Annotated in this window: 34 protein-coding genes and 2 pseudogenes; 12 read left to right on the top strand and 24 right to left on the bottom strand. The window is 36.5% G+C overall.

Translation table 11 applies throughout. The features are described from left to right. Nucleotides 1-12: 12 nt before the first annotated feature. On the bottom strand, nucleotides 13-894 hold the full coding sequence (locus MNO09_RS05015) for a helix-turn-helix domain-containing protein (protein WP_000535239.1): 882 nt from the start codon (nucleotides 892-894) through the stop codon (nucleotides 13-15). 80 nt (nucleotides 895-974) lie between these two features. Between MNO09_RS05015 and MNO09_RS05010 the strand changes: the two genes are divergently transcribed. Further along, the gene (locus tag MNO09_RS05010; RefSeq protein WP_000635505.1) at nucleotides 975-1,436 is read left to right on the top strand and encodes a 2-thiouracil desulfurase family protein; all 462 of its coding nucleotides are present in this window, start codon (nucleotides 975-977) and stop codon (nucleotides 1,434-1,436) included. 29 nt (nucleotides 1,437-1,465) lie between these two features. Here the strand turns inward: MNO09_RS05010 and MNO09_RS05005 are convergent, their stop codons facing one another. The 3 genes from MNO09_RS05005 to MNO09_RS04995 all read right to left on the bottom strand — a co-directional run bounded on the left by MNO09_RS05005 (nucleotide 1,466) and on the right by MNO09_RS04995 (nucleotide 2,891). Continuing rightward, complete coding sequence (locus MNO09_RS05005) at nucleotides 1,466-1,819, bottom strand: YxeA family protein (RefSeq protein ID WP_000833161.1); 354 nt, start codon at nucleotides 1,817-1,819, stop codon at nucleotides 1,466-1,468. Nucleotides 1,820-1,924: 105 nt separating this feature from the next. Beyond that, the gene (locus MNO09_RS05000) at nucleotides 1,925-2,563 is read right to left on the bottom strand and encodes an O-methyltransferase (protein ID WP_000809683.1); all 639 of its coding nucleotides are present in this window, start codon (nucleotides 2,561-2,563) and stop codon (nucleotides 1,925-1,927) included. Beyond that, nucleotides 2,550-2,891, bottom strand: coding sequence for a hypothetical protein (locus MNO09_RS04995; protein ID WP_001224266.1), 342 nt, complete (start codon nucleotides 2,889-2,891; stop codon nucleotides 2,550-2,552). Before MNO09_RS04995 ends, MNO09_RS05000 begins: the two co-directional genes overlap by 14 nt. Before the next feature lie 223 nt (nucleotides 2,892-3,114). On the opposite strand from MNO09_RS04995, the gene MNO09_RS04990 reads away from it, so the two are divergent. Continuing rightward, nucleotides 3,115-3,678: a GNAT family N-acetyltransferase gene (locus MNO09_RS04990; protein WP_001068207.1), complete on the top strand. Its 564-nt coding sequence runs from the start codon at nucleotides 3,115-3,117 to the stop codon at nucleotides 3,676-3,678. Between the two features lie 146 nt (nucleotides 3,679-3,824). Here the strand turns inward: MNO09_RS04990 and MNO09_RS30985 are convergent. After that, nucleotides 3,825-3,917: pseudogene (locus tag MNO09_RS30985) on the bottom strand (iron-sulfur cluster assembly accessory protein); the annotation flags it as partial. Between the two features lie 252 nt (nucleotides 3,918-4,169). Between MNO09_RS30985 and MNO09_RS04980 the strand changes: the two are divergent. Then, nucleotides 4,170-4,367, top strand: coding sequence for a hypothetical protein (locus tag MNO09_RS04980; protein ID WP_000414674.1), 198 nt, complete (start codon nucleotides 4,170-4,172; stop codon nucleotides 4,365-4,367). After that, nucleotides 4,364-4,510, top strand: coding sequence for a hypothetical protein (locus MNO09_RS04975; protein ID WP_204354050.1), 147 nt, complete (start codon nucleotides 4,364-4,366; stop codon nucleotides 4,508-4,510). The genes MNO09_RS04980 and MNO09_RS04975 overlap by 4 nt, the downstream gene beginning before the upstream one ends. Nucleotides 4,511-4,573: 63 nt before the next feature. On the opposite strand, the gene MNO09_RS04970 is transcribed toward MNO09_RS04975, so the two are convergent. The 11 genes from MNO09_RS04970 to MNO09_RS04920 form a co-directional block, all read right to left on the bottom strand. After that, on the bottom strand, nucleotides 4,574-4,903 hold the full coding sequence (locus tag MNO09_RS04970; protein WP_000779756.1) for a hypothetical protein: 330 nt from the start codon (nucleotides 4,901-4,903) through the stop codon (nucleotides 4,574-4,576). A 262-nt stretch (nucleotides 4,904-5,165) separates the two neighbouring features. Beyond that, nucleotides 5,166-5,372, bottom strand: coding sequence for a hypothetical protein (locus MNO09_RS04965; protein ID WP_001006389.1), 207 nt, complete (start codon nucleotides 5,370-5,372; stop codon nucleotides 5,166-5,168). Nucleotides 5,373-5,518: 146 nt separating this feature from the next. Continuing rightward, nucleotides 5,519-5,911: a hypothetical protein gene (locus MNO09_RS04960; protein ID WP_000154005.1), complete on the bottom strand. Its 393-nt coding sequence runs from the start codon at nucleotides 5,909-5,911 to the stop codon at nucleotides 5,519-5,521. Nucleotide 5,912: 1 nt separating this feature from the next. Further along, nucleotides 5,913-6,557, bottom strand: a complete 645-nt coding sequence (locus MNO09_RS04955) for a hypothetical protein (protein WP_000184101.1) — start codon at nucleotides 6,555-6,557, stop codon at nucleotides 5,913-5,915. A gap of 54 nt (nucleotides 6,558-6,611) precedes the next feature. Then, nucleotides 6,612-7,280: a terminase small subunit gene (locus MNO09_RS04950; RefSeq protein ID WP_241950098.1), complete on the bottom strand. Its 669-nt coding sequence runs from the start codon at nucleotides 7,278-7,280 to the stop codon at nucleotides 6,612-6,614. A 2,625-nt stretch (nucleotides 7,281-9,905) separates the two neighbouring features. Next, nucleotides 9,906-10,826: a hypothetical protein gene (locus tag MNO09_RS04945; RefSeq protein ID WP_241950097.1), complete on the bottom strand. Its 921-nt coding sequence runs from the start codon at nucleotides 10,824-10,826 to the stop codon at nucleotides 9,906-9,908. Between the two features lie 191 nt (nucleotides 10,827-11,017). Then, the gene (locus MNO09_RS04940) at nucleotides 11,018-11,389 is read right to left on the bottom strand and encodes a hypothetical protein (protein ID WP_001171488.1); all 372 of its coding nucleotides are present in this window, start codon (nucleotides 11,387-11,389) and stop codon (nucleotides 11,018-11,020) included. A gap of 698 nt (nucleotides 11,390-12,087) precedes the next feature. Beyond that, complete coding sequence (locus MNO09_RS04935) at nucleotides 12,088-13,113, bottom strand: tyrosine-type recombinase/integrase (RefSeq protein WP_001185450.1); 1,026 nt, start codon at nucleotides 13,111-13,113, stop codon at nucleotides 12,088-12,090. Nucleotides 13,114-13,290: 177 nt separating this feature from the next. Beyond that, nucleotides 13,291-13,644: a HesB/IscA family protein gene (locus MNO09_RS04930; protein WP_000573830.1), complete on the bottom strand. Its 354-nt coding sequence runs from the start codon at nucleotides 13,642-13,644 to the stop codon at nucleotides 13,291-13,293. 40 nt (nucleotides 13,645-13,684) lie between these two features. Continuing rightward, complete coding sequence (gene dapF, locus MNO09_RS04925; RefSeq protein ID WP_000077410.1) at nucleotides 13,685-14,551, bottom strand: diaminopimelate epimerase; 867 nt, start codon at nucleotides 14,549-14,551, stop codon at nucleotides 13,685-13,687. Nucleotides 14,552-14,795: 244 nt separating this feature from the next. Further along, the gene (locus MNO09_RS04920) at nucleotides 14,796-15,035 is read right to left on the bottom strand and encodes a YuzB family protein (protein WP_000595025.1); all 240 of its coding nucleotides are present in this window, start codon (nucleotides 15,033-15,035) and stop codon (nucleotides 14,796-14,798) included. A 353-nt stretch (nucleotides 15,036-15,388) separates the two neighbouring features. Here MNO09_RS04920 and MNO09_RS04915 point away from each other — a divergent pair, with 353 nt between their 5' ends. The 4 genes from MNO09_RS04915 (at nucleotide 15,389) to MNO09_RS04900 (ending at nucleotide 18,361) form a co-directional block, all read left to right on the top strand. Further along, a complete protein-coding gene (locus tag MNO09_RS04915; RefSeq protein WP_000682062.1) occupies nucleotides 15,389-16,459 on the top strand; it encodes an NAD(P)/FAD-dependent oxidoreductase in 1,071 nt (356 codons plus the stop codon). 233 nt (nucleotides 16,460-16,692) lie between these two features. Then, the gene (locus tag MNO09_RS04910; RefSeq protein WP_001054621.1) at nucleotides 16,693-16,866 is read left to right on the top strand and encodes an aspartyl-phosphate phosphatase Spo0E family protein; all 174 of its coding nucleotides are present in this window, start codon (nucleotides 16,693-16,695) and stop codon (nucleotides 16,864-16,866) included. Nucleotides 16,867-16,920: 54 nt separating this feature from the next. After that, nucleotides 16,921-17,580 (top strand): ABC transporter ATP-binding protein, encoded by a 660-nt coding sequence (locus MNO09_RS04905; protein ID WP_000470282.1) that lies wholly within the window; start codon nucleotides 16,921-16,923, stop codon nucleotides 17,578-17,580. Continuing rightward, entirely contained in the window at nucleotides 17,564-18,361 is a 798-nt protein-coding gene (locus tag MNO09_RS04900) for an ABC transporter permease (RefSeq protein ID WP_000679243.1), read from the top strand. Before MNO09_RS04905 ends, MNO09_RS04900 begins: the two co-directional genes overlap by 17 nt. 92 nt (nucleotides 18,362-18,453) lie before the next feature. On the opposite strand, the gene phnA is transcribed toward MNO09_RS04900, so the two are convergent. From phnA to MNO09_RS04875, 5 genes and pseudogenes are all read right to left on the bottom strand, one after another. Next, nucleotides 18,454-18,795, bottom strand: coding sequence for an alkylphosphonate utilization operon protein PhnA (gene phnA, locus MNO09_RS04895; RefSeq protein ID WP_000212737.1), 342 nt, complete (start codon nucleotides 18,793-18,795; stop codon nucleotides 18,454-18,456). A 235-nt stretch (nucleotides 18,796-19,030) separates the two neighbouring features. Then, nucleotides 19,031-19,312: pseudogene (locus MNO09_RS04890) on the bottom strand (DUF2628 domain-containing protein); the annotation flags it as partial. 119 nt (nucleotides 19,313-19,431) lie between these two features. Beyond that, the gene (locus MNO09_RS04885) at nucleotides 19,432-20,109 is read right to left on the bottom strand and encodes a CPBP family intramembrane glutamic endopeptidase (protein WP_001091020.1); all 678 of its coding nucleotides are present in this window, start codon (nucleotides 20,107-20,109) and stop codon (nucleotides 19,432-19,434) included. Nucleotides 20,110-20,205: 96 nt separating this feature from the next. Further along, nucleotides 20,206-21,000 carry a nucleotidyltransferase domain-containing protein gene (locus MNO09_RS04880; RefSeq protein WP_000788483.1) on the bottom strand — a complete coding sequence of 265 codons (795 nt, stop codon included), beginning with the start codon at nucleotides 20,998-21,000 and terminating at the stop codon, nucleotides 20,206-20,208. A 53-nt stretch (nucleotides 21,001-21,053) separates the two neighbouring features. Then, complete coding sequence (locus MNO09_RS04875; protein ID WP_000248591.1) at nucleotides 21,054-21,362, bottom strand: YuzD family protein; 309 nt, start codon at nucleotides 21,360-21,362, stop codon at nucleotides 21,054-21,056. Nucleotides 21,363-21,568: 206 nt separating this feature from the next. Between MNO09_RS04875 and MNO09_RS04870 the strand changes: the two genes are divergently transcribed. Further along, complete coding sequence (locus tag MNO09_RS04870; RefSeq protein ID WP_000431158.1) at nucleotides 21,569-21,805, top strand: NifU family protein; 237 nt, start codon at nucleotides 21,569-21,571, stop codon at nucleotides 21,803-21,805. 438 nt (nucleotides 21,806-22,243) lie between these two features. Next, nucleotides 22,244-22,459: a hypothetical protein gene (locus MNO09_RS04865; RefSeq protein WP_001137788.1), complete on the top strand. Its 216-nt coding sequence runs from the start codon at nucleotides 22,244-22,246 to the stop codon at nucleotides 22,457-22,459. A 60-nt stretch (nucleotides 22,460-22,519) separates the two neighbouring features. On the opposite strand, the gene yutH is transcribed toward MNO09_RS04865, so the two are convergent. After that, nucleotides 22,520-23,521: a spore coat putative kinase YutH gene (gene yutH, locus MNO09_RS04860; protein ID WP_000581260.1), complete on the bottom strand. Its 1,002-nt coding sequence runs from the start codon at nucleotides 23,519-23,521 to the stop codon at nucleotides 22,520-22,522. A gap of 120 nt (nucleotides 23,522-23,641) precedes the next feature. On the opposite strand from yutH, the gene MNO09_RS04855 reads away from it, so the two are divergent. After that, nucleotides 23,642-24,133, top strand: a complete 492-nt coding sequence (locus MNO09_RS04855) for a phosphatidylglycerophosphatase A family protein (RefSeq protein ID WP_000665100.1) — start codon at nucleotides 23,642-23,644, stop codon at nucleotides 24,131-24,133. Between the two features lie 23 nt (nucleotides 24,134-24,156). Here the strand turns inward: MNO09_RS04855 and MNO09_RS04850 are convergent, their stop codons facing one another. Next, complete coding sequence (locus MNO09_RS04850; RefSeq protein WP_000351167.1) at nucleotides 24,157-24,636, bottom strand: GNAT family N-acetyltransferase; 480 nt, start codon at nucleotides 24,634-24,636, stop codon at nucleotides 24,157-24,159. A gap of 614 nt (nucleotides 24,637-25,250) precedes the next feature. Between MNO09_RS04850 and MNO09_RS04845 the strand changes: the two genes are divergently transcribed. Next, entirely contained in the window at nucleotides 25,251-25,832 is a 582-nt protein-coding gene (locus MNO09_RS04845; RefSeq protein ID WP_000683426.1) for an NAD(P)H-dependent oxidoreductase, read from the top strand. A gap of 34 nt (nucleotides 25,833-25,866) precedes the next feature. Here MNO09_RS04845 and MNO09_RS04840 read toward each other — a convergent pair whose 3' ends face one another. After that, the gene (locus MNO09_RS04840) at nucleotides 25,867-26,397 is read right to left on the bottom strand and encodes a DUF5673 domain-containing protein (protein ID WP_000289894.1); all 531 of its coding nucleotides are present in this window, start codon (nucleotides 26,395-26,397) and stop codon (nucleotides 25,867-25,869) included. Nucleotides 26,398-26,474 lie beyond the last annotated feature (77 nt).

Genomic DNA, 26,474 nt, shown 5'->3' with positions numbered 1-26,474 from the left:
TGGAGTCATGTGTTATACGCATGGCTCCTTTTTAAACGGATCAAATAACGGTATCCCCTTACTTCTTCTCATAGCTGCTCCCCATTCTAGTCCAACCTCTAAAAATAGATCCCGCACTGTACTGTATAAAAGAGCCTTAACATTTTTACGAATTTCCCCGTATTTATACGCTCTCACAACACTCTTCACTCGCCAAATGAAGTTTCCATACACTTCTTCATCAGCTAATATTTGCTCCAGTAACACACCTTGCTCTAGTAACCCGCTCTTTTTATATGCAAGTTCCACCTTACTCCAAAATATATTAATCTTCTTCGGATTACGCGTCATCGGTACAAGTGCGTATATAAAAGGCTTCGGTATATCGTGGCGGCAATACGTCTCATCAAGTTCGTACGTTTCTTTTCTATTCTCTTTTATTTGTGGAATGTTTTTAGAAAGAATTGTTTCCCCCTCATTTTTTTGCACATTTTTACTACAGCCAGCTGCACGACCCTCACTTTCACATGCGGACATTTTCATACGGTCATCCATGCGGTCAATTGCAGATATAAGAAATACATATAAGTTCGCACTATACCCGCCGCGTTTATGTCTTTCTTTTGTCGCAACACGCTTTATAATTCCTAGTTCCTCTAACTTTGCAATTGAGCGGCGTACTGTACGAATACTCTTTCCAACATTTGTAGCAATCGTCTCCATTAACGGACAAGCAACTCCCACTGTTTTCTGTTTCTCATTCACTGCATACTTTCCTAAAAAATGAATAATGGTAACATCCGTTTTATTTAATTCAAATCGATAGCACTTCAAAACTTCTTTTTGATATGTATTAAACTCTTCTTTACTTCGAAATTCACTGTATGGTTTCATTAGATTATATAAGCTTCCCATTTTTATCACCTCATTTATAGGTAAGAAGCGGGAAGAGAAATTGGCGTGATATTTAATATTTTTTTAGTGGAGATGAAAATATGATTGTAATAAGCGCTTGTTTAGGTGGTATCGCTTGTCGGTATGATGGAAATGACAATCTCGTTTCAAAAATAGAGGAGCTACTGCAACAAGAAGATACAGTCCTCATTTGTCCTGAAGTATTAGGAGGATTACCAACGCCTCGTCCTTCAGCTGAAATTATTGGCGGTAATGGCGATGATGTTTTAGATGGGAAAGCGCAAGTGATGACAAAAAACGGTGAAGATGTTACAGAAGCTTTCGTGAGCGGTGCTTATAAAGCTCTAGAACAAATGAAAGATTTACATCCAGAATATATTATTTTAAAGGAACGCAGTCCATCTTGTGGTAGTTCTACGATTTACACTGGAGAATTTAACGGGAATAAACAAACTGGTTACGGCGTAACAACTGCTTTATTCAAAAGACATGGATTTACAGTCATTTCAGAAGAGGATTTTGAGAATATAAAAAGGAATTGACCCTGTTCGTCAATTCCTTTTTATCTGCCTTATTTCACAACTAGTTTTTCTTTCACTTTCGCAGGAAGCTCATCTTTCTTTACTTCTTCCCAAGCTGATACACCTTTTTTATCTGAGTGATATACACGTAAGAATGCTTCTTTACGAAGATTTTTTTGTGCATTAAATTCTAATTCTTTCTCTTTACCTTCTTTATCAAAACCAGTTAACTTATATTCGTAATTTTTATACGGCTCACCATTATCAGATTTACCATTATACTCTTTTCCATCTACTGTAATTTGAACGTAATACTCGTCTTTACCCATACGATTTAAATCACAACCAACTAATAGGCTTGCAAATACAACTAAAATACTAAAAAGTGCAATATATCTTTTCATTTCCTTCACCTCATGTGTTTTTCTTATATTGTTATCTTAAAGCCTAAGCTTTAAAGAAGAAATTCAAAAACATGACATGAACATTACACTTTTGTAAGATAATAATTATTTCTTCACTTTAGAAACCGTCATCCCATCACCAATTGGAATGAGTACGGACTCTAAACTTGGATGAGTTGCTACTACTTCATTAAACTTCTTCATAACTTCTGTATAACGTTTTTGTTTCGCACTTTCATCAGCTACACTACCACCAGCTAAAACATTATCTGTAACAATTACAGCACCTGGATTAGCAAGCTCAATACAGTACGTTAAGTAATTTTCATAATTCTCCTTATCAGCATCGATAAAGAAGAAATCAAATCGCTTATTACTTGTGACTAATTTCTCAAGACTTTGTAAAGCAGCACCAGTCATATACGACACTTGTTTTCCAAATCCCGCTTTATGTAAATTACGATGCGCTACCTCTGCGTATTTCTCTTCTAGTTCAAGTGAAGTTAACGTACCTTCTTCTCCAAAACCTCTCGCAAGACAAATGCCACTATACCCACCTAATGCACCTATTTCTAATACATCTTTCGCTCCAGAAATGGAAACTAACATCGTTAAAAGTTTCCCCGAAGAAGGTGATACCGATATCGGCGGCATTTCGTTTTCTTTTATGGAAGCAATCACTTCATCCAAAAGAGCATCTTGATCACAAAACACTGAATCGATATAACGATTAATTTGTTTCATCAGATGCAGTCCCTTGCTCTAGATTTGCCTTCTCATCTAACGTAGGCGCTTCTTCTGTTTCACTCTCATGTATTTCAAATAGTTGTGTAAATTCATTAATAACCATATCAATTGCCTTTAATTCCCCGATTAAAATTTGCTGAATAGACTGGAATTCCGGCTCACTTAACTGTTGTTTAATTGTCGCTCGTTTCAAATTCATCATTTCTAAAAAGGCAATCGCTCTCCCGCGGCGAAATGTTTTCGGTCCGCGATGATGCGATCCGTCTCTCCCTTTATGACGCTCACCACGGTGGTGTCCTTCTTTCATGAACTTATCTTTTCTCATTTCAAATCCCCCTTTGTATACAAATGTATACATTTATTTCGTTAATCAAAAGTGTATACGTTTGTATACAAAATGTCAAAACAAAAGAAAAACCGCTACTTAAAAAGGAATCATTTAACTCCTTTCTAAGTAGCGGTTTCGTTTTCAATATGTGAAAAGGGATTTCTAAATGATGAATGGAATATATATTTATTGTTTTCTAGCTTTTGAGAGGAGAAATAATATGAATCCTATTTTATTAGATGTTCCGTTACAAATAGAAACAGACAGACTTATTCTTCGAGCACCACTTCAAGCTGGTGAAGGGAATGTAGTACACCAAGCTATTAAAGATTCCATTAGTGAATTAAGGCAATGGCTACTTTTATTCCAGTCAATTCCTACTGTTGAAGAAACGGAAATTCTCCTGAGAAATGCGCATATAGATTTTTTGAAAAGAGAAAGCTTTCGCTATCTTATCTATCATAAGGAGACGAATAATTTTATTGGAACTGCTAGCCTTCACGGAATTAATTGGAAGGTTTCTAAATGTGAAATTGGCTACTGGATTAACACGCAATTTAGTGGAAATGGATATATGACAGAAGTAGTAAGTGCGTTAATAAACCTTGGATTTCAGTTATTCAAATTTAGCAGGATTGAAATACGATGTGAACGTAATAACACGAAAAGTCGTGCGATTCCTGAAAAACTAGGTTTTGAACTTGAAGGGACATTACGTAATGAAGATCTTTCAGCTGACGGTAAACAACTAATTGATACTTGCATCTATGCAAAGATAAATTAAATTGTAAAATTCATTGTGCAACATATCTTAAAATCGGTTTCTAAATTGTGAAGGCGACGTTTTTGATTTTTTACGACAAAAGAAAAGACCTCCTTAACGATTTTATTCCATCGCTAAAAAGGTCTTTCTCTATTCTTACTAAAAACTTAGCACTCTTCTGGCTTACCAGCATTCGTCGCTGTACGGAAAGATGATCCACATCCGCATGATGCGATTGCGTTTGGATTGTCGATTGTGAATTATACGGTCAGTTTGCATTAGATTAAAACGCAGTAGTATCAGCATTCAAGCTGACTTACAATGATTGTTTCCGTTCAATAAGGTTGTGTACATCGATTACTCTTAGCGATGTATCTCGTTGCTTACATTCTACCCAAACTTCCCACCACACACAAGTATAATCTTAGTAAACTCTCACAAAACTTTCTCAAGTTCATTCCTTTTCCCCGATGTTATAATTCCCAGTATAAACCAGGAGGTGAGGTGAGAAATTGGAAAAACCTCGCAAAGTATATCATAAGGACGGCTGGATTATCACAGAAGTTGGAAAACCAAACATTCAACGATTAGCTGAAGGGCTTGTGAGGTTGATGCGTAGGGAAAAATTCAACGGTGAGATTGACCTTAATAAGTATAAAGAAATCTCAAAGGCTGAAGAATCTTGTAATAAAAAAGAGGTGTCTGAATGATTGTAAATTCTGTTGGTACTCTAGATTGCAAAACCTTTGCTGAGGTTCTTGTAAGAATAACTAGAAATGATATCTTAAACGGGAAGATAGGAAAGACTGAAGAGATTAATGAAGTTAAGGACTCTAGTGAAAAAGAGGAGTGACGACTTATCGCTCCTCTCCCTCATCCAGATTATATGTTACTTAGAAGCTACTCTAAACAGACCTTAATTTTGATAGCTCTTATAGTTCGCATGAAGATATTGAATTTCCTTCAAAGTAAAGCCTTTTGCAATTTTAATCAGTTGATCCTTACAGTTCTCTAAACCTCTATAGAAATCCGATAGCCTACTAGTAATAATCTCCATTTGAATTTCATCTTCTTGAATCTCATCTTCTGTCTCAAAAGTTAATTCGTTGTAGGCAGCTTCAAATTCATAGATTTCTTTTTTCAAGTTATCTACCAAGCTAAGTAATGACATATAAAGTTTCCCTTGGTTGTCCACCTTATTAAGATTATCCGCCCCGTTAAAAGTATCAATTCCTACTAATTTCATTTTAAATTCCTCCATTCAGTTTTTACGGCTTAGTTGCCTTTTAATGAGTGAGATCTTTGACCGTCTAACTTACATCGTGATAAGATACGAGTATAGAAACACAAGTGTGTACATCATGACTAAGAGAGCCGATCCGCCAAGAAAAGCTTTCCAAAATGGTTTTAATGTCATCTTGTACGCTCCTTTCAGCTCGGTGACTGGTACTCACTGAGCTTTTTATTTGGTTTGTAATTTCGGAAATTACTTAAGAGATAAAAAGGTTTTATCCTTTAAACCTCCTATCCTCTGAGATTAAAGCTTCACCATTAAGAGCCATCTTGAGTAGCTTCTGTAACTCTTCCTCGCTTACTATCCTAGTTATCCCTTTAAGAGCACTATAGAATCTGTAAACTTTTTGAGCTTCCTTGATGTCCTTCAATTTCATCTCTTCTTGGATTCGCTCGTAAAACTTCTGAGTAGTTTCATTCATGAAATCACCTCATTTCGATAAGGGAATTTGTGTGTTTCCCTCTTACAAATAATACTTTATACGATTTCGGAAATTAGGTCAATACAATTTCGGAAATTACTTCTAAGATTTCTTTTTCCTTCTATGATTCCACACAAAAAAGACAGCTACGTAAGTAACTGCCTTGCTAGTCTATCAGTCATTTCACCTCTTAAGATATCCCGATCTTCCTCCGAGATTTCAAACCTTAAGTTTCTGTCCTCTAATGAGAAAGCTACTGGAGAGCGGAAGAGATCTTCTGAGATAAACCAGATAAAGCGATCAGACTCCTCGAGCACCTTAATAGGTTTGTATTTCCTTTTGAGTTGTCTCTTTAGAGATTTCCTCTCAGCTAGAATAAGTTTACCGTAGAAGATTAGGTCATCGAAGGAATGTTCAGAGGGCTTTATCCATGAAGACAGGTTACGGAGCTCATGATTTGAGACTATGAAGGCGAAGCCCTCAAGGGACTTCACTTCATGGAGGGAATCATTCGTAGTTTTATTGTTGAGGATCGTCATATCAGTAGATTTCCTTTTCAATAGTTTCAATCTCAGTTTGAAGATCTCTGATATCTTGAGCAATTACACGAAGGTTCTCTGTAGAGTAAAGCTCTCCAAGTTGTTTGAGTTGCTTGCTTTCGCCGTTTTCGAAATCTTTAGGGCTGTCATAATGGTCGAGCCAATCTTGAGAGTATCTTGGACTCTCTGAATCATTGCTAGGTCTTTGAATATAAGCATCAAAGAGCTCTACAGGACGGTTTTCTGAATAAATTTCTGTTTGGTAGTACTCATCTGATTTAGTAATATCTTTGAGGTCATTCGCTCGTAAGCGTCTATACGTAAGTGGATCAGCATTTTTAATATCCTCTGCTAGAGCTGGAGTTACATCCTCATATCCTTTCAGCGGAGTAATATTATTGATTTGTCCCCAAGAGTTTGTCTCTACGACCGATGGAACACCTTCAATCACTCTATAAAGCTGAGTGTTTCGAAGATGAGAGGCTCCTGTAGTCAATTCGCCGTATATGAACTCCTTAGCCTTAAGATCCTCCTTCTTCTTGTCACGTTCTGCTTTAAGATCCGCTATGTATTTTTCAGATTCGGCTTGTAGTTTTCTTCCCGCTGGTGTTCTCATGAATGCTTCAAAGTTAATAGGGTTTGTCATATGTAGATCATCCTTTTCTTTTTGTATTCTTTACTGATTGATGCTTTAAAGTTTTTATTCTTTAATGTCGATAACGTTCGAATCTGAAGTTATATCTTTCAGTTCAGGCTCTTGAAAGTCCTCGTCTAATCCCTCGATGTCGACAACAATAGTTTTATCCCCGAGATGGAGATTTTGATTCGTTGGGCCGTCAAAAAGTACCTTGTGCCATTTAGCTAAAATTTGCATGGCCTGAACCCTTACATTTGAAGGAGTCCTAACTTCTGTGACCTTGTCAGTCTTCGCATTTACAAAGTCGTCGGTCTCATTTCCTCGTGCGATTGCTGACAATTCAGATAAGAGCTCAGTATAGCTCATGATTTCAATTGCAGACCTTTGGTTGCGTAATGCTGAAAGATAAGCTCTCGCATTAGGCATTTGAGTGATTTTTCTCCCGTAACTTTCCGAGATTCCCGACATTTCAGCTGCTTTGGAAATATTCATCTTAGTTTCCAATAAATTATGGAGAAAATCTTGTTGCTTGAGGTTGAGAGATGCAGATAGCTCTATAGGGATACTCATGTGAAACTGTAAGGCATTGTCCTGTGGAGATGGCGATAACGTGATTGAGGTGTCTAACTTTCGCCAATCCCTTAAGGTTTTACTACTGGTGATTTCTTTTACTTTTTGGAAGTTTTTCGTTTTAGGAGTTGTTTTAGGGGTTTTCTCGCTTTGATTACTCATGTAAGCTCACCGCCTTGAAGTTTTTCGAATTGTTTGAGCTTATCAGCGATGTCGTCAAGTAATTGTAAGCTTTCCTTAATCATAGTCTCTGAAGTCATCCACGGAAGTTGAGCTACTAGTCTGGAGCCTACCGAACATTGTGACCTATACGAGGATTCTCCGCAAATAGCTCTTTTGAACTGCTGGTAATGAAGTCCGGCTTTATTGCAAAGGCTGACTATTGAGATATTGTGGAATTTGTGACAGAAGATAATGTACCGAAGATGGTCACGAGCTCTGAGATCAGTCTCAGGCAATGTAATATCAATTTTCAAAAATAAATCATTCCTTTCGAGGTGTATCTGTTAAAGATTTAACTTAATAGATAAAAAATATCTCGCCCGAAGCCTAAGTGAGTATCTTTTTTAGAGTTCCGGCAAGATATTCTTTTGGAGCTTAAAAGGTTATGCTGTAACCAACCAAGTTATTCCTCTCAAGAAGTTTACTCAAGAGGAAACTTGGTTGTCACAAAAAAAGAGAAAGGAAGAACTTGAATGAACGCTGCCTCGAAGCAACATTTTAAAGTAGAATTTAGAGAAGGGCGATCTCTGAAGTAAAAAAGAAGGATTTTGCGGTAGAAACTGAAAACTTAGAGAGTAATTCCCTAATCTCAGCTTCTATAAATCATTATAACAAAAATCAGCCTATTCGTAAATAGATTAACATTTAAATATACAATCAAATTATAAAATTCGTCAAGTTTTTTATTAAAAAATTATTAGAGATAATCTCGGGAGCTCTTAAACATATAAGGTAAAATCTCCAAGAATTACCGAAATCCACTTTCAAGAAATACTTATATGTCGGTTCCCCGTCCCTCCTCGGTCTATTTTTAAAGGTGCCCCCACCCCTTCGAGCCCCTTGTGAGATTTCTTTTGAGTCAGTCGCCGAGGAATGTATCACAGAAGGATTATGAGCATGCAAGTTCACCTATGTGGATCGACTTCCTTTCTCTCTCGTGCCGCTCTTTCTTTTTTATTTCTCTCAATCGCTCATTGGCTCTCTGTTGTTGTTCTCTCTCTGATTCCTCTCTTTGTATTCCCTCTTGCACGTCGATTTCTGTTGCCGTCTCTATCAATGTCTCTCACAACCTTCTACAGTCTCCTATGTGGTGTCTATTCCCTGTTATGTATCCGCTCTCTTGCGCCATGTCTAAGCCTCTCACAACCTTCCACAGCTACTCTGTGACGGCTGGGCTCCTTGTTGAATTCCCTCTTACGCATCGATGTCTCTCGTTGTCTCTGTGTCCCAATCATAGTATGACATATAGTATCAGCATCATATAGCTATGCACTACAGTTGTAGCTTATAATTTAGCATGTAGGTTTAGAATATACCATAGCTATTAAGGGGGCTTCTAAGTAGGGAATAACCCTACAGTATTCTGTCTTGGTAGTCTATCATCTAACCGAGGTGTCTCACACTATAGGCTTCCCATCTGATGAGATTAACCCTTACTAGCCACGTCTACAGAGTAGATCTATCTACTAGGATAATAACTTACTTTAAATAATCAACTACCATAAAGTACTGGCTATAAGATTTATTATGTAAACTAGATTGATAATTTTTTAAATACCCTTCAGAGATGTAACCGTGTAGCCAACCCATTAGTATCAAGGCTTTAGCGTGTATCCTTATAGATTCATTGAGGTGGTTCTTTGAAGTGTATAAATCATTATGGTTTCAATCTGGTAAAAACGATGTATCTAGATGAATATTTATTCTTATAAGATCCCATCTTTATAGGTTTGATCGCATAATAGTCACTACTTCTATGCAATTACCTTTTTAGGAAGTGACTTCATGTAGGAATCACTCTACAGAGTACCCTCCAGGGTATTTACTTTTCCCTTGAGAGGTGATTATTTTAGCCACAGGCAGGATTTTGACTATAAGTATAGAGTTATTTGTCTTATACGTCGGTACTCACTAGAGACTTCACTTCAGAGGAATTCCTTTCCAGTTTTTCGCACCATGAAGTAAATTTTTTACATTTTTATACTTCCAAAAGCAGCGAACTTGATTGCTTCCATTTTCTACAGAGATTAATACCGTTGAGGTTGATTTAATAAGCTATAACTTGAGAGAGTGTGTAACTGTTGAGTATATCTTGCATGAGGTTCATGCGTGACTCATCTTGTAGCATTGTGCTACGCACGTGTTCGCTGACGCTCCCACCACCGTTCATCATTAAACTATATAGGTATGTATCATTGTAAGATTGACGGATATCATGAGCTTGCGAATGGATCAGAGTGAGTGTAGCGAACTCATATCTTTAGGAGTAGCCCTCTAATGTGGGAAAGATGACCTTACTAGATAATGAAAACGGATAAGGTTTTAAAAACCAAACAGCTAATAACTAATAAGGATTAAATGGCTAAAAAGTGGATTCAGCCTTACTCTCCCAAGGGATTAACCCTGTTTGAACATAGTGCGAAATATGAACGTATATGTTAAACATAGTGCGAAATATGAACGTTTTTGAGATTGAAAGCAAAATATGAACGTGTTAGAATAATTATAGAAACAAAAAAGCCCCGCCTAATCTGTAGGAGGAGGAAGGCGAGACTTTTCGGTTATTCACTTAAAATAGTTCTTTCTTGTGAGGTTGCCTTTCTCTCGATTGGCGACCTCTTTTAGTTTGTCCATATCAATCTTGAGTTTGCTACGTGAGAAACTTTCTGGATTCAGTATGATAGTTTTAATCCCGTAAACTTTCATTTCAACTGTGATACCTTCATTGTTAAACTTGCGGAGTGTACGTCTAACCGCTTGTATATTTAATAGCAACTTGTCCGCAATGTTCTGAGGTCGCCAAACTTTCATTTCACTGTAGAGAGGGCTTGTAGGGTCTTCACAAATGATATGACTTTCATAATGCATATGATTAAGCAATACGGATAAGATACCCAAGTCTGTAAAGTTCAGCTTCTTATCTTGTGCAATTGCTAGCATCTTAGTTTGAAATACTTTTATGAAGTCTTCAGCTTCTTTGGATTTTCCACATTGATAGTATTCCGTCTCTATGAAGTAATTGTTCTCTTTCCCAACTTTTACACTATGGATCAGTCCATATAATTCAGCTCCTTTTAGAAGAGGTCGCAATGTATTTATTGGACGGTTTAACTTATCCGCTATTTCATTTAAGGATAAACCCTTCAAACCTCTACCTGTTAACTTCCCTTTGGATTTTGGCTTCAGTAAACTACTAAGTGCCAACACTAACCCTTTAACTTCTAAGGGAACATGTTCAAGTTGTATGTGCTCGCTTGCTAGTTGAATGCTCCAATGTCTTGTATCATAGTTAGCTTCTTGTTGGCGCTTAATAGCCTTCTCCCTGCTTAATCCATCAAGTTTCTTCGCTTTAGCTTCCTTATTCATGTAATCCATGCCTAACTCTTCAGCTAATCTCTTAAACTCCTGATACTTGGCTTCATCTACTTCAAAGTACACTTGTCTTTCTTGTCCCTCTCGGTATGAACTTCTTACTTCATTATTCATCTAATCAGCCTTCTCTCTTGGTTAAATTTACCTCAGTTCCCTAAGGTCTTGCTATCATACCAAGAGTTACATTTTCATACAATGTTCTGATTAGCGATTTATACTTTAAAGGTGATATGCTTCAACACTTTATACTCTAAAGGTGATATACTTCAAATTTTTACACTTTAAAGGCATTTATCTTCAATAGGTTACACTTGTTTAGTCGCCAATCCTCTTTCGATTTCTTGCCATAACGGTTTCTCGTTATATAGATACTTTAGTAGATCAATCGACGTAGCAATTCCCTCTCCTATCACCATACAAGCAATGTATTCTATGTATCTACAATTCAATACCCCGTTCGATATATGTAAAACATAATCTGTTACTATTACCATTGTTTCATCACTATGTTTATATCTCTTTTGAATTCTCCTTATGATTTGAAGATGCAACTCCAAATACTTTTTATCTTCTTCTCCCCAAACAGAATCAAAATAGGATTCTAAAGTATACTGCTTAATGTTTCTTAAATACCCCGATAATCGTACCCGTTTGTATAACTCGCTATTTTTCTGCATTGTGCCGTCCCCTTCCCAAGAGAGTTTTGTATATCTTATACTCCAATTATATCCTTTTAACTCGCATCAAAAAACAGCACTGGAATATCCACCTAAATAACAAAATACCGTTTGTTTCACATGAAACGCTTATTTAGGGGTTGACTGTCTTTACGCTCTTTCTATACATCCGAGGGAAAGGGAACTAGGAAAAGTGGGCGAACTTGTCCCCTAGGTTGACACAAAAGAGACTGCATCAACTTAGAGGAAAAGCTTATACATCCTCGGTTCAAGGTTTCTGAGGTTTCAGCGTACAGCCCTATCAACTTTCTGAATTTCTTCAGCTTGCAAGCCATTACAGTGCTTCCCATAATGAATACACTCGCAAGTCCCGTTCTCGCAAGAACAAGCACTTCCACTCCTGACCGCTTACGTGCGTCACCCACTAGCCTACACACACATAGATAGGGGTATGTGTTAGATGTGTAGCGCTGATTTACTTGCGTCGGCTCTAGCTAACCTTTTACGTTTTTAATTTAGCGACTTGGTACGGCTTCCACGTCGTGACTTACCGTAAATGCCTAAAAAAGACATCACTAAAGACCACTTGCACCCTTCGATTTTTTTCGATAGAATGAAGCTAACGGCTGTCTAGTATTTAATTATTGGATAGCAAACAGTTTGTTTTTAGTCTCCAATGGCGGTTGGAGGCTTTTTATTTACCTTGTTCTTCTTAATCTTGTTAGAGGTGAAAACTCATCGTGACTCTTCCGCATTTCCCCAACGTCCATTTGTATATAACGCCGCATCGTACGAATATCAGACCAGCCACCAATCTTTTGTAATGTGAACGCATCACATCCATTTAGAATCATATTTTTAGCCCAAGTATGACGATAAACATGTGCAGTCACTTTCTTGTCTTTAATACCTGCTTTCTCCGCGTAATACTTTAGACGCTTATTGAAATGATTTGCTCCTAATGGCTCGCCATAGCTAGATAAAAATACCCTATCTGTTTTAAAATGTGCTTGGTTCTCGTTTATAAGTTGTAGCAACACCTTCGTAACATGAGTAGAGACAGGCACTAACCGAGGCTTTCTATTCTTACTTTTATTTGCTTGAATCGTAATAAATCGTGTCTGAAAGTCAATATCTGATACACGTAAGCCCATTAGTTCTTGTATGCGCAATCCTGAATCTAACAGAACGTTGATCCCTACGAAATCTCGAAATCCTACAAAATCTCGTAAGTTAGGCTGCCGCAATATTTCTTTTATCTCCTCATCGTTAAATGAGTTTGTCAAGTCGATATCTTGCCTAAGTAGCTTAATCTTTTCTATCGGATTGACCTCGATTAATTCTTCTCTATATAAATAGTTAATTAAGGCTCGCAATGTACGAATATTAATATTGATTGTCGTATCACATAAACCAATCCCTTGCTTGTCAGAATCAATAAACTTATGCCCTTCGTAACGCTTCTTATCGTATTTCATGTAGTTGATATAGTTACGAAACATTTCTGTCGTTAGTTCCTCGAGATATTCAATCTCATAATTATCAAAAAGCCAATCGGTAAAATAGCCCCACATCTTCATATAGTCTTTTAGCGTCCTATCGCGACAACCTTCCGCACGTTTTCCTGAAATAACAATATCCAACGCTTGCTCCAAAGTTAGTTGCGGATACTTTTTACCCGTATTTTTCATCTTTGTAATACGCTTTTTCTTCTTTAAAGCCAAAAGAAAAGACCTCCCTAACGATTAAATTTCATCGCTAAGAAGGTCGTCTTCCACAACCGTATATTGAACGTTCTCGGGTCGTTTATCTTCCCAAAGATACTTGTTTTCCTGCGGTCTAAACCGTATAATCCATAACCCTCCGACTCAGTTTCCGCTTAGACTAACAAAGCTAAAAACTTAGCACTCTTCCGGCTTACCAGCATTCGTCGCTGTACGGAAAGATGATCCACATCCGCATGATGCGATTGCGTTTGGATTGTCGATTGTGAATCCGCCGCCAAGCATAGATTGTTTATAATCAATTTTTACTCCTTTAACAATTGGAGCACTTTCTGTATCGATAACAAATTCAACACCGAAAAACTCAAGAACTGTGTCGTCTTCTTTTGGTTCTACTTCAAATCCTAAGCCGTAAGAAAGGCCAGTACATCCGCCGCCATGTACAGCAAGGCGCACGTACTTCTCTCCATCTTCAGCATCTTTTAACATATCTTTAATTTGAAAAGCTGCTTGTTCTGTTACTTCAATCATGAAATACACATCCTTTCTGTTCTCATTCTATTATACATCTTTACGCTTCTATCTTGTACTCATACACTCCGCGGCAAATTACTTCCGCTGGTCCTTTCATTAACACATTGCCTTCTTCTGTCCATGCAATCATTAAATCGCCACCAGCTAAATGAACTATAATTTCCTTACCACGTTCCATTTTCCCATTTAAAATAGAGGCTACAACTGCAGCACACGCCCCTGTTCCACAAGCTTGTGTTACACCAGATCCACGTTCCCAAACGCGGAAGTTCATCTCTGCATCATTCAAAATCTCGATGAATTCAACATTTACTCGCTCTGGGAACATTTCATGTGTCTCCAAGACTGGACCAAGTGTTGTAAGAGGCGCTTGTTCTACATCATCAACAAAAATAACCGCATGCGGATTCCCCATTGAAACAGCTGTAAATGCATAGCGATGATTATTGTATAAGAAGTTTTCACGAATAAATGGTGTTTCACCTTCACCAAGCATCGGTATTTCTGCACGTGTTAAACGCGGTGCTCCCATATCGATTTTCGCTAATGTAACTTTCCCTTCTTCTACCGTTACTTCCGCTGTTACAATACCAGCTAACGTTTCAATTGTGAAAACTGTTTCTTCTACTAGTTTATGCTCATACGCATATTTTGCTACGCAGCGTAAACCGTTTCCACAGCTCTTTCCTTCTGAACCATCATTATTAAACATGCGCATTTTCACCGGAGCTACGTCAGATGGACAAATTAAAATCATTCCATCTGCTCCAATACCAGTATTAATATTTGAAACCTTTTCCGCCACAAGAACTAAATCTTCTTCAGGAATTTGTTCTTCAAACATATTTACATATATATAACTATTGCCAAGACCATGCATTTTTGTAAAAGAAAATTGGCTCATTTGTATTCACTCCAAAAATAGTTTGTTATTTTAAGTATAAAATGCACGCTTTTAGAACACAATATGAATGTCCCCCGTTTCTCATATTTGACAACATTTGGCGATAAGCCATTCTTGCACAAATTGTGTAAGAAAAAAGCCCTTTTACAAGGGCCTTTTTTTATTTATATACAATATTATCCTCCCCCGCGAAAGAAAATTTTATCTAATAGAAAAAGAAAAAGGTGCTGCTGATTGCAACACCTTAAAACATTGGATTTTCATCCAAATAATCATATACATTATTGACCAATTCTTCTACTGTAGCACCTTGTACTACTTCACCATTTACAAGTGCAAACGGTCCTTCAAAACAAATGCCACAATATCCTAAACAACCATACTCCATTACATCTAAATTCGGGTCTTTTTCTAATTTCTCTAAAGCTGCTTGTGAGCCACTCGCAAGATTACCTACACAAAATTCAATTAATGGTTTAATCAAAATTCTCCCCCCTGTACTACAAAACAAATTACCTTCTGACTCTATCTATTAAGAAGAAAACTAAGCTGTCTCTTGTTGTTTTCGTTATACATTCTAAACTATTTAGTTACTTCACTATTTCACTTCAAAGTAGATGGTCTTATTTTATATAACATGCTACTCACAATGAAATAGTAACTAAAAAGGAAAAACAGTTTACTTTACTTTTCTTCTTATTGTACAACAGAGTATTCATTCATGCATTGTTATTTGTTCACAAATTCGATATAATTTGATTGAGTAAAGTCGAAATATTTTATTAATATAAAATTGTATGATTAGGGGATATTTCAACAGAAAAGGGGTAATCCATCATGAAACACCTCGTAATACTAGGTGGCGGCTACGGTGGAATGAGAATTCTGCAGCGGCTACTTCCAAGCAACCAACTTCCAGATGATGTACAAGTGACATTAATCGACAAAGTACCATATCATTGCTTCAAAACTGAATATTATGCATTAGTTGCGGGTACTATTTCAGAAACACATATTCGTATACCGTTTCCCGAGCACCCACGCCTCAATATTCAATACGGCACAATAACAAATATTGATCTCGAAGAAAAAGCTGTTCATCTTGATGGCGGCGAAGCGATCCCATATGATGATTTAATTATCGGTCTTGGCTGTGAGGATAAATATCATAACGTTCCTGGGGCGAAGGAATATACACATAGCCTACAATCGATTGAACAAACACGTAAGACATATGAACAATTAAATAGTCTAGAACCAAACGCAACAGTAGCTGTCGTTGGCGCTGGATTAAGTGGCGTTGAAGTTGCAAGTGAACTTCGCGAAAGCCGTTCTGATTTAAAAATTCACTTATTTGATCGAAAAGATAGAATTCTATTCCCATATCCAGAGAAATTAAGTAGATACGTAGAAGAATGGTTCGTAAAACATAAGGTTACTATTATACGAAACTCTAACATTACAAAAGTAGAACCAAATATTGTGTACAACCACGATGAACCACTTGAATGTGATGCAATCGTCTGGACAGCTGGTATTCAAGCAAATGAAGTTGTTCGAAACCTTCCAGTTGAACAAGATGGTAGCGGACGGGTTGTTTTAACAAAATATCACAATATTCCAAATAATGAGCACGTGTATGTTGTAGGAGATTGCGCAGCACTTCCACACGCTCCATCTGCACAACTTGCTGAAGGTCAAGGAGAGCAAATTGTCCAAATATTATTAAAACGTTGGAATAATGAGCCACTTCCTGACGAACTACCTGTAATTAAATTAAAAGGTGTTCTCGGCTCTCTTGGTAAGAAGCACGGCTTCGGTTTACTTGCAAACCAACCATTAATGGGACGTGTACCGAGATTATTAAAATCCGGTCTTCTTTGGATGTACAAATATCATAAAGGTTAATACTTTACAGGCTGTCTACTAAGTAGGCAGCCTCTTTTATGACTTAAAATACAATTATCAGACACATCTTTCTCAATATGAATGATGATTTATTTTTCATTTTTATATTAAAAACTATTGATAAACAGTGTATGCTATTTATAAGTTGTTTTATTATTTCCTTTAAGACCGAAGTCATTCGGTCTTATTTTTTATGTTGTAAATACTTTTACAGGAGGTATTCCATTTCACTTATGAACTTAACGAAACTAAACGATCGAATAGAAGCGAAGAAGAAAGAATTGATCTATCTCGTTGAAAAGTACGGATTCACTCATGATAAAGTAATTTCTTTCAGCCAAGAATTAGATCGTTTACTTAACTTATTAATAAAACTCAAGACGAAGAAAAAACGTTGCTCTTTATAACCGTTTTACAATCTTTTTTGATACGATATAACTAGAATCAGAAAGGAGCCATCTATGTTTATATTAAAAGACGTTACATATAAAGATATACTACACATTCCTTATTTACAGATTCAAAAAGAAAAAATCACATGTATTATCGGTGAGAGTGGGAGCGGAAAAAGTACATTGCTTCGCATGCTAAATGATTTACAATCTCCAACATCCGGTACAATTGAATACAACGGAAAGCTGATTTCTGATTATCCTCCAATTCAATTACGACGTGACGTAGTCATGCTTGGGCAAACGCCACCTATTTTTGATGGAACGATTAAAGACAATCTATTAATGGGACTTCGTCTTTCTGAAAAATCATTTCCAAATGATGATATTTTGCGAGGCGCACTAACGACTGTTAGCTTAGAAAAAAATTTAGAAGACAACGCCGATTCATTATCAGGCGGAGAAAAACAACGACTTGCTTTTGCACGTATCGTACTTATGGATCCACCTGTTTATTTATTAGATGAACCAACCTCGGCACTAGATAGCGATACAGAGCGTCGCGTTATGAAACAATTTACTATGCTAGCAAGAGAAAAGAAAAAAACAGTTATCTTCATTACACACTCACAACAACTTCCAGAAGAAATTGCAGACGATATTATTGAAATTAGCAAAACAAACGGTGCAACTAGAAAGGAAGTGCTCTCAGTTGAAGGGCGTTATTGAACTCCAAATTTGGCAACTTGCCGCTGCATATATTTTTATTCTTATTTTAATTGGACTTGTAAAATTAAAAGGGATTCCGCGTGAAAAACAAATTGCGCTCGCAACATTCCGTATGACGATTCAGCTCGTACTTGTTGCCTATGTCCTTACATACGTATTTGAAAATAGTAATCCATTTTATACAATTGCTCTCATTACTTCTATTACTACCTTTGCAATTTTTAATATTTATAAACGGGTTAACATCCCGATGTCTAAAGACTTAAAACGAGTAGCCGCTCTTTCCATGGTTGCCGGATCAATTGGGCCACTTCTACTATTTATCTTTGTTATTATCGGGCATGATCCTTGGTATGCTCCGCAATATATCGTTCCTATTACGGGAATGTTAGTTGGAAATGCAATGACAGGTGTTTCTCTCGGTGCAAATACGTTCTTAAATAATATGAAATCGCAAAGAGGTCAAATTGAAGGAGCACTTATGCTCGGTGCAACACCGAAAGAAGCAACTGCTCCGCTCATACGCGACGCTTTTGACTCTGCTATTTTGCCAACAATCAACTCCATGGTCGGAATGGGAATTATAAGCCTACCAGGCATGATGACAGGACAAATCTTAGCCGGTGTATCACCTTTTACAGCTATTCAATATCAAATCGCCATCATACTCGGTATTTCTGGGAGTACTGCCTTTGCTGTCATTATCTTTTTACAGCTTGGATATAAAACATTCTTTAATAAACGGTGTCAGTTAAAAGAGATTGACTATGGCGCGCGGTAAATGTTGCACTGTTCACGGTAAATAAAATTATATCGACTTACCGATAAAAAATGACAATAAAAAAGAGGAGGCTAATCGCCTCCTCTTTTTTATTACGCCTTCTTAACGAACTGTGATTTTAACTTCATAGCTCCGAAACCGTCGATTTTGCAATCAATATCGTGATCGCCATCAACTAGACGGATACTCTTTACTTTCGTACCGATTTTCACAACTGAAGAAGTTCCTTTTACTTTTAAATCTTTAATGACAGTAACAGCATCGCCGTCTTGAAGAACATTTCCGTTCGCATCTTTTACAACTTTTGCACCATCATTATTTTCAGCTTCTGCTTCTTGGCCCCACTCATGAGCACACTCAGGACATACGAAAAGAACGCCATCCTCATACGTATATTCTGAATTACATTTTGGACAATTTGGTAAAGTAGCCATAAATTCATTTCCTCCGTTCATTATTTATACGTAAAAATCAAAATTGATGTTTACATCTCGATAAATAAAATTTGTACAGCATTTCTTTATAGTGCCATAGTCTTACGTTATTGACAACCCTACCTCAAATTCTCATTTTTTATTGTATTTTACAAATTTTCAATTCGTGTGGTGTTTCCAATAAAAAAAGAAGAACCTTCACAAGATTCTTCTTTTCAAACTGAACGAGTTGTGACTAGAACCCCCAACCATTTTCTTCAATGTAAAATTGATACTCTTCTAACTCTTCTTCACTTAACTTCTTATTATTCTCATATACTTCTTTCCATTCAAAATAGTCTTCAATGAAGTAAACAGCAAATTTAATTTTCACGTTTTTCTTCTCTGCATAATCATAACCAGTAAACTCTACTACGTCATAATCTTTTTCTTTCTTCACAAACTTCCAAGTTGGATTATCCGTCATAATCTCTAAAGTAACACCTTCACTACTTGAGCGAACGACATTTTTTATATTTGATAATAAAAATGTTTCACATGAAACTATCTATATTTCGTATTACCTTACCTCTACACAGTACATGTAAATCCATTTCTACAAAATACGAAAGACGCCCTTTTCAAAAAGGCGTCTTTTTACAGTTGAAAATTTACTAATATAAAAAATGCATTATTTAATAAATGAATTCCCCATGGGACGAGTAAGTTATTTGTTTTCTTATACGTATAAGCTAAACATATACCGCCACCAAAAATATATAAAACACTACCTACTGTAAGGGGATGACCTAAAGTAAATATAGAAGCACTTATAACGGCACTACTAAGTGTAGAAAAGCGCCGAGATAATTTCATAAAAAACATACCTCGGAATACAAGCTCTTCCCAAATCGGTGCGAAAATTGTGAGTACAACTACGTATAAAATGATTTCACTTATCGTAGGCTCTATTACTAGATTAGATTCATCCACACCAAGCCCATGTGGTAAAACTAAATTTAATACCGCAAGATATATAAGCAGTACGATCATCGTCATTACTATCGTTGCATAATGCTTAAAATTATTGAACTGTATTGATTTCACTAACTGTAAACAATGATTCCTCGCTGGTGAATATATTGAAATAATAGTAAGAAATGTTAAAGGCGGAATAAGATGATCTACATACCATGGATATAAGGAAGAGTCATATACAAGGTTCAAAAAACCCACTCCATACATTACCCCAAAAATAATTATTATCATACTAATTACTTCGAGCATACTCATTACTACATTCTTTTCTTCATATGTAGCTAATTCTGTATTCATCCTACCCCCTCCAGTATAATTAAACCTTTTAATCCATTATATACCAATATTAACACAAAAACAGACGATACCATCTACTGTATCGTCTGTTTTTCCCTACCAGTTCTCTCTACACGTTTCAATTAAATGTAGTAAGTACTTCCTCGTCATATCTGCCCTTCTCCACCTTGAGAGCATTCGCTTTTCTTTTGGATTCTGTCGTATTCTCGCTACTTCTTTTAATAAAAGCTCCCATTCTTCCCCTGAACGTTCTAACAAGTATTGTAATCCTCTATCTTTTGAAACGATTGTTTTATGATCCAGTGTATATAAAATACGTCCCATTGTAACGACAGCTGATTCTACCCACTCTTCTATAAAAAATAAATATGGTTGCTTCGCTTTTTCACTCCAGTACTGTTCTACGTTGTATTTCATCGTATTTACTACATCATCCCACCTTATTTGAAATGAAAGATCTTCAGCTTCTTTCCCGGTAACTGTAATACCTTGATTTTTTAACGTCCACCATGTGACCGCATTAATATCCCAATGACCTATATTCGCTTTACCATCTGCACAATACACGTACTCATTCATTTCATCATTGTATTTCCCTAAATCAGCAAGCGGAATATACATACCATCCATTCTTTTACCTAACGTACTCTCACTAAGTTTCTTATGAAGTTCTACAAGTTGCTGTTTTTCAGCTTCATTCACAGAATCACTTATTACTGTAACAAAATCAACATCGCTCGTTTCTGCATGAAATGCACCGAGTGCGATGGAGCCGTAAATATATACTCCGACTATTTTTTCGTCTAAAAAAATTTCTTTTAATTCTACTGTGTACTGCTCCATTAACTGTTGTACTTCCGGTGGTAACGCATGCTTCACTCCATTTTTCACATCTATCCCTCCAATAAAAAAGAGCCTTTGCGAATTCGCAAAGGCTTCCTGCTTTATAAATATTTCTCGATTTCTTCGTAAACATCCTTCAAACGAGGATTTCCTTCTCCAACAACTTCTCCATTTACAAGAACGACCGGATAAAATAAATCTTCCTCCACTACGCGCTCTGCGAATGCTTTTTTATCTTCATCTTCTTGTTCTTCTTGAAAGTCAATATACTCGAAATTAAATTTATTTTCTTGTCCTTCATATTTACGACCAATTGCTGCTTGTAACCACTCAAACGTTTCTGTTGAAGATGGCATTCCAACGCAGCTCGCACAAATTACTTTCGTCCCATACACTTGCACATTAACCATTTCTTCTCCCCCACTTCTTGTTTCAACAGTATATTCAGATGTCTTATTACATAAGCACATCATTTTACAAACTTATTCCCTACCCCTATACTGAAAAAACACGTTGTAAACATGATAAAAAATTTCGACATTAAAACAAGAACAGAAAAAATAGATTTTCCCCTCTATCTTGATTATAATAAAACTGATGAAAGGAGTCGATAAAAATGGAAAACCCACATATGGAAGAACAAGTACTAGAAGTATTAGATAAATTACGTCCATTCTTACTTCGCGATGGCGGAGACGTTGAATTAGTAGACATTGAAGAAGGTATCGTAAAATTACGCCTTATGGGTGCTTGCGGAAGCTGCCCAAGTTCTACAATCACACTAAAAGCTGGTATCGAACGCGCATTACTAGAAGAAGTACCAGGCGTTATTGAAGTAGAACAAGTATTTTAATTAAAAGCGGAAGCGGCTCGTTCAAAATGTGAGGAGGATGGAGCTTCTGACATAGAGGCGCTTTTTGCCTCGGCGGAAGAAGCGAAGCCACCGAACATTTTAGCCGCTGGAGCTAGATATTAATCTAAAAGCGGAAGCGGCTCGTTCAAAATGTGAGGAGGATGGAGCTTCTGACATAGAGGCGCTTTTTGCCTCGGCGGAAGAAGCGAAGCCACCGAACATTTTAGCCGCTGGAGCTAGATATTAATCTAAAAACGGAAGCGGCTCGTTCAGAATCGCTTCCTAAAAAGAGACCCAAATGGGTCTCTTTTTTTATTTAAATAATACTTCCCCTTTAACATCATAAAACAAAATTGGAAATCCTTCTCAAAAAATGAGATAATTAATAATATAGAATCGTTCACACATATAAAAGTAAAAAACATAGGGGGACGACACATGCCAAGAATGGGAAACACTTTTTTAACAATTCAAGAACTAGAAAAGAAAAAAGAGTATTTATTAGACCTTTCATCCGTTATACCAACATGGAATGCGAGTTATCAATTTTTATTTAAAGAAATCCAGCAAGAATTATTGAGTAAAGTAAATGAAAAAATCGAAAGACATCAATTCATTTTAAATATATGTGCAGATCAACAGGTAGGGGCATAATGTATTACATACAATTGTGATATATAAAAAAGAGACCTCAATCGGTCTCTTTTTTATATTTTAAGATAGCCAATCTAATTTCCTAATACCTAACTTATCAACTGGTAAACGAAGTGATCCATAAAAGTGCTTCATAAATTGCTCAGAGCGGTTCACATCGTGTAAAATGGCTTCTAAGCGATCTCTATATATACTTTTTTGTTCTTCGTTTCCCGTTTGGTAATATCGTTCGACTGTTTCAAAATAGTGAAGTGGAAACAGGAGCCTTGCAAATAATAGGCGCCAACCAAACGAAGATAGCGAATAATTCCGTTCATAATCTGTAACAAATTGAACGATTGTTTGCTCCCAGTCTTTCTTTTTTTCTATCATCATATAGCGGATTAATTCTGCCATATCTCGAGTTGGGTGATCATACACCCAATCAAAAGGGAGTTTGAGGCGCTTCGTTTGATGCCATAATAAAGGTGTGAATCGTTCTTGGCAAATTGTTGCTGCATCAGTCATTTGCGGTGTATCATCCATCTCTGTATCGACAACATATTGAATTGCATTTTCTGCAACTCCTAAGTAATACGGGAAGGATTCAATAAACAATTGATCGAATACGTCTGTAGGGTGGTTCATCACTTGTGATTGCCAAAACTTTTCTAATTGGTCGAGTCTTTTTTCCCATAACGCTTTCCATTCACCAATGCGGCTTAATTGCTCGATTTCTTCTGGAAAGAATGCGCCTCGTTTATGGAATATAGAAAGCTCACTTCCTAATGATGTAGCATGTCGTTCTAACGCACGCATACCTTTTAATAAGCAGTAATTTTGTTCTTCTATCTCACATACATAGTAGCCGTGTATAGTCGGAACGAAAGTCGCTACAGTTATATCCCCTTGCTGGTTCATATAGTCACTGAGCTTTTTCATCTCTACAAGTACTTCTTCCTCCATTTCTCCAATTGGAACAAGTACATAAATTTTGTTGCGAATCCAAAAGCTTTTATAGGGGCCAAGGGGGATTAATTCTTTAACATGCATGTGATAATGCTCATAAATATGATGAATCATCGCAGTCGCCACCTATGGTTTTTCTTTATATATATGAGCTTGTGCTCGCCTTTCATTCCTATGCACATGATAAAGCAACGAAACGTATACAAATACTAAAAAGAAAAAAAGGTGATAAACATGAAAGAATCAAATCAACTACAAGAAAGAGCATTACAACTATTACAAGAGCGCGGTGTAACAATTGACGATATTGCTGAGCTTGTTCATTTTCTTCAAAAAAAATATCATCCAAATTTAGAGATGTCAGAATGCCGTTATAACGTTGAGCGTGTATTATCAAAACGTGAAGTACAAAACGCACTGATTACTGGTATCGAACTCGATGTTCTTGCTGAAAAAGGAATGTTAAGTGAGCCGTTACAAGATATCGTAAAACGTGATGAAGGCTTATACGGAATTGATGAAGTGATCGCACTTTCTATCGTTAATGTGTACGGGTCTATCGGTTTCACGAACTTTGGATATATCGATAAATTAAAACCTGGTATTTTAGAATTCTTAAATGATAAATCATCTGGAAAGGTACACACATTCCTTGATGATATCGTTGGCGGAATCGCTGCCGCTGCTTCAAGCCGTTTAGCGCACAGAGCTGAGCATTCGGAATAATAAAATATGAAAGACCGTCAGTTTCATACTGACGGTCTTTCATATTCCATGAGCATAAATTCTCTTCCGCGACTCAGAAAAATAGGACCTTGCTGAAAACCTAAGTTTTTATATAGCGTAATCGCTCTTGTATTAAATGTCGCTACACTAAGTCGAAACGTTTTCGGCTTATATTCTTTCGCTGCAAAAGCTATCCCAGCTTGAAAAAATATGTTCCCCAGCCCTTTCCCTGTTAACGCTGGCTTCATGCCAAGTCCGATATCAATTACATCTTCTCCACCATATAAATGAGCATCTCTTCCCCCTGGTACTTGTGCATTTTCCCCAAAACAAAAATAGCCGATAAACTCTCCCTTGTCGTCACAACAGCCATAATACGTCCCATCTAATAATTCTTCTATTGCTTCTTCCTCTCCTGAAAAATTATACAAATCATAAGGTTCTTCATACGTCCACGTATTTATCTCATTTGCTTCTTCTACCGTTAACTTATGTATATCCATCCTTCTCTCTCCTAATCAAATATTCTATATATACTCATTCATTTTCCGCGCCTCATTTCCCTCTAATTGGAATATGCATAATTACATACGCACACCTATGAAACAAATGGTACAATTTATTTGAATCGCTGTTGCTACACTTCTTGATCAAAGAAAAGGCGTTAAAACGGATATTAGCGCCTTATCAAACTCAAGCAATTGGCACATTTTGTCATCATGAAAGACACTCGAAAGAGTGTCTTTTTTTTATATCTCACGAGGACTTACTCATTTCAAAGTATAAACACATAAAATAATGTAACTCTTTACATGCATGAGTCCTTTTCTCAAAGTTTTTAAGTATACTCAAAATAAAAAAGCACTCTTGGCTAGAGTGCTTTTTACTTTCAAACAAGGAGGTTACATAATATGGATAGTACTCTCGTATTTAACTTCGGCATTGGTATTGTTATCATTTTATTTGTTTTCTTTGTTCTTTGTATGAGTGGGGTATAGAAAGACGATTTTTGCCGTCTTTTTATACATATGTATCATTTGACTTCCGCAAAAGAAGTAACCATAATTGTTACATAAATAAAAAACTATTCACATATCCACAAATAGGAGGCAGAACAATGAAACATGTAATCGTTTATGCACACCCAAATACAGAAAGCTTCAACCATGCGATTTTAGAAACGGTAAAAAGTGAATTAGAAGAAAAAGGTCATGAAGTACGCGTTCGCGATCTATACGAATTAAACTTCAATCCAGTATTAGGCGCTTCCGATTTCATCTCATTTTCTCAAGGAAACACACCAGAAGATATTAAAGAAGAGCAAGAGCATATCGCTTGGGCTGATAGCATTACATTCATTTATCCAGTTTGGTGGGCGGGACTTCCTGCCATTTTAAAAGGATACGTTGACCGTGTATTTAGCCACGGCTTCGCTTATGCTTACGGTGAAAATGGTATCGAGAAGTTATTAAGCGGTAAAAAAGGCTTATTACTATCTACAATGGGAAATTCAAAAGAAGCATACACAGCAGGCGGTATGTTTGACGCAATGAAGAAAACAGCGGATGTTGGTATTTTTGAATTTACAGGCATTGAAACAATTGAGCATACATTCTATACGAGTGTCCCTTCTGTGGATGATAATGTGCGTAAACAATATCTTGAAGAAGTGAAAGATGTTGTGAATCGTGCATTCTAATAAAAAAACTCCGGTTGTTAAAACCGGAGTTTTTTTATTTCATCATTAATTTCGGAATATATCTTTGAAGAATGCTTTCTAATTCATTCATATCTTCCTGTCTAATAAGTAAATTCACATTGTCATTCATTTTTTCTCGCCCGCGATATAAAAATATATTTTCTTTTGGATTTTCCCATGTTGATGTTTTATAGCCTTTTAATTCTTCGTATGAATAAAAGTTTAATCCGTCTACTACACCTTTTTCATATATTTGTACACTTTTAATAAGATGAACAGCTATTAAAGTCATAAAACAACTTGCTACAACATAACTACCCGACTGAATAAGAAACTGTTCAGCTGTATCAATATCGCCACTTACGTACTGAGCATATATATACATACATTGTCCAATGAAATATGCTGGCCCAAGTAATGCAATCCAACGTCTCTTCACTCGTGGATATGTTGCAATAAGTTTTCCTGCACTTTTTTTCATTTCATTTATTATATATATCTTCCATAGAACAAAAAATAAAACACATAATGTAAAAACAAACATAATACATGACATCCAGTACACTCTGATTCCCTCCCCTCAATATCATTACATATAAATTTTACATTTTATATAACAATAGCACATATGCAATTATGCAT

Origin of the sequence: Bacillus sp. N5-665 (assembly GCF_022637375.2) — a bacterium.
In the GTDB taxonomy this organism is placed as follows: Bacteria; Bacillota; Bacilli; order Bacillales; family Bacillaceae_G; genus Bacillus_A; species Bacillus_A wiedmannii.
This window is presented reverse-complemented; position numbering and strand designations above follow the sequence as displayed.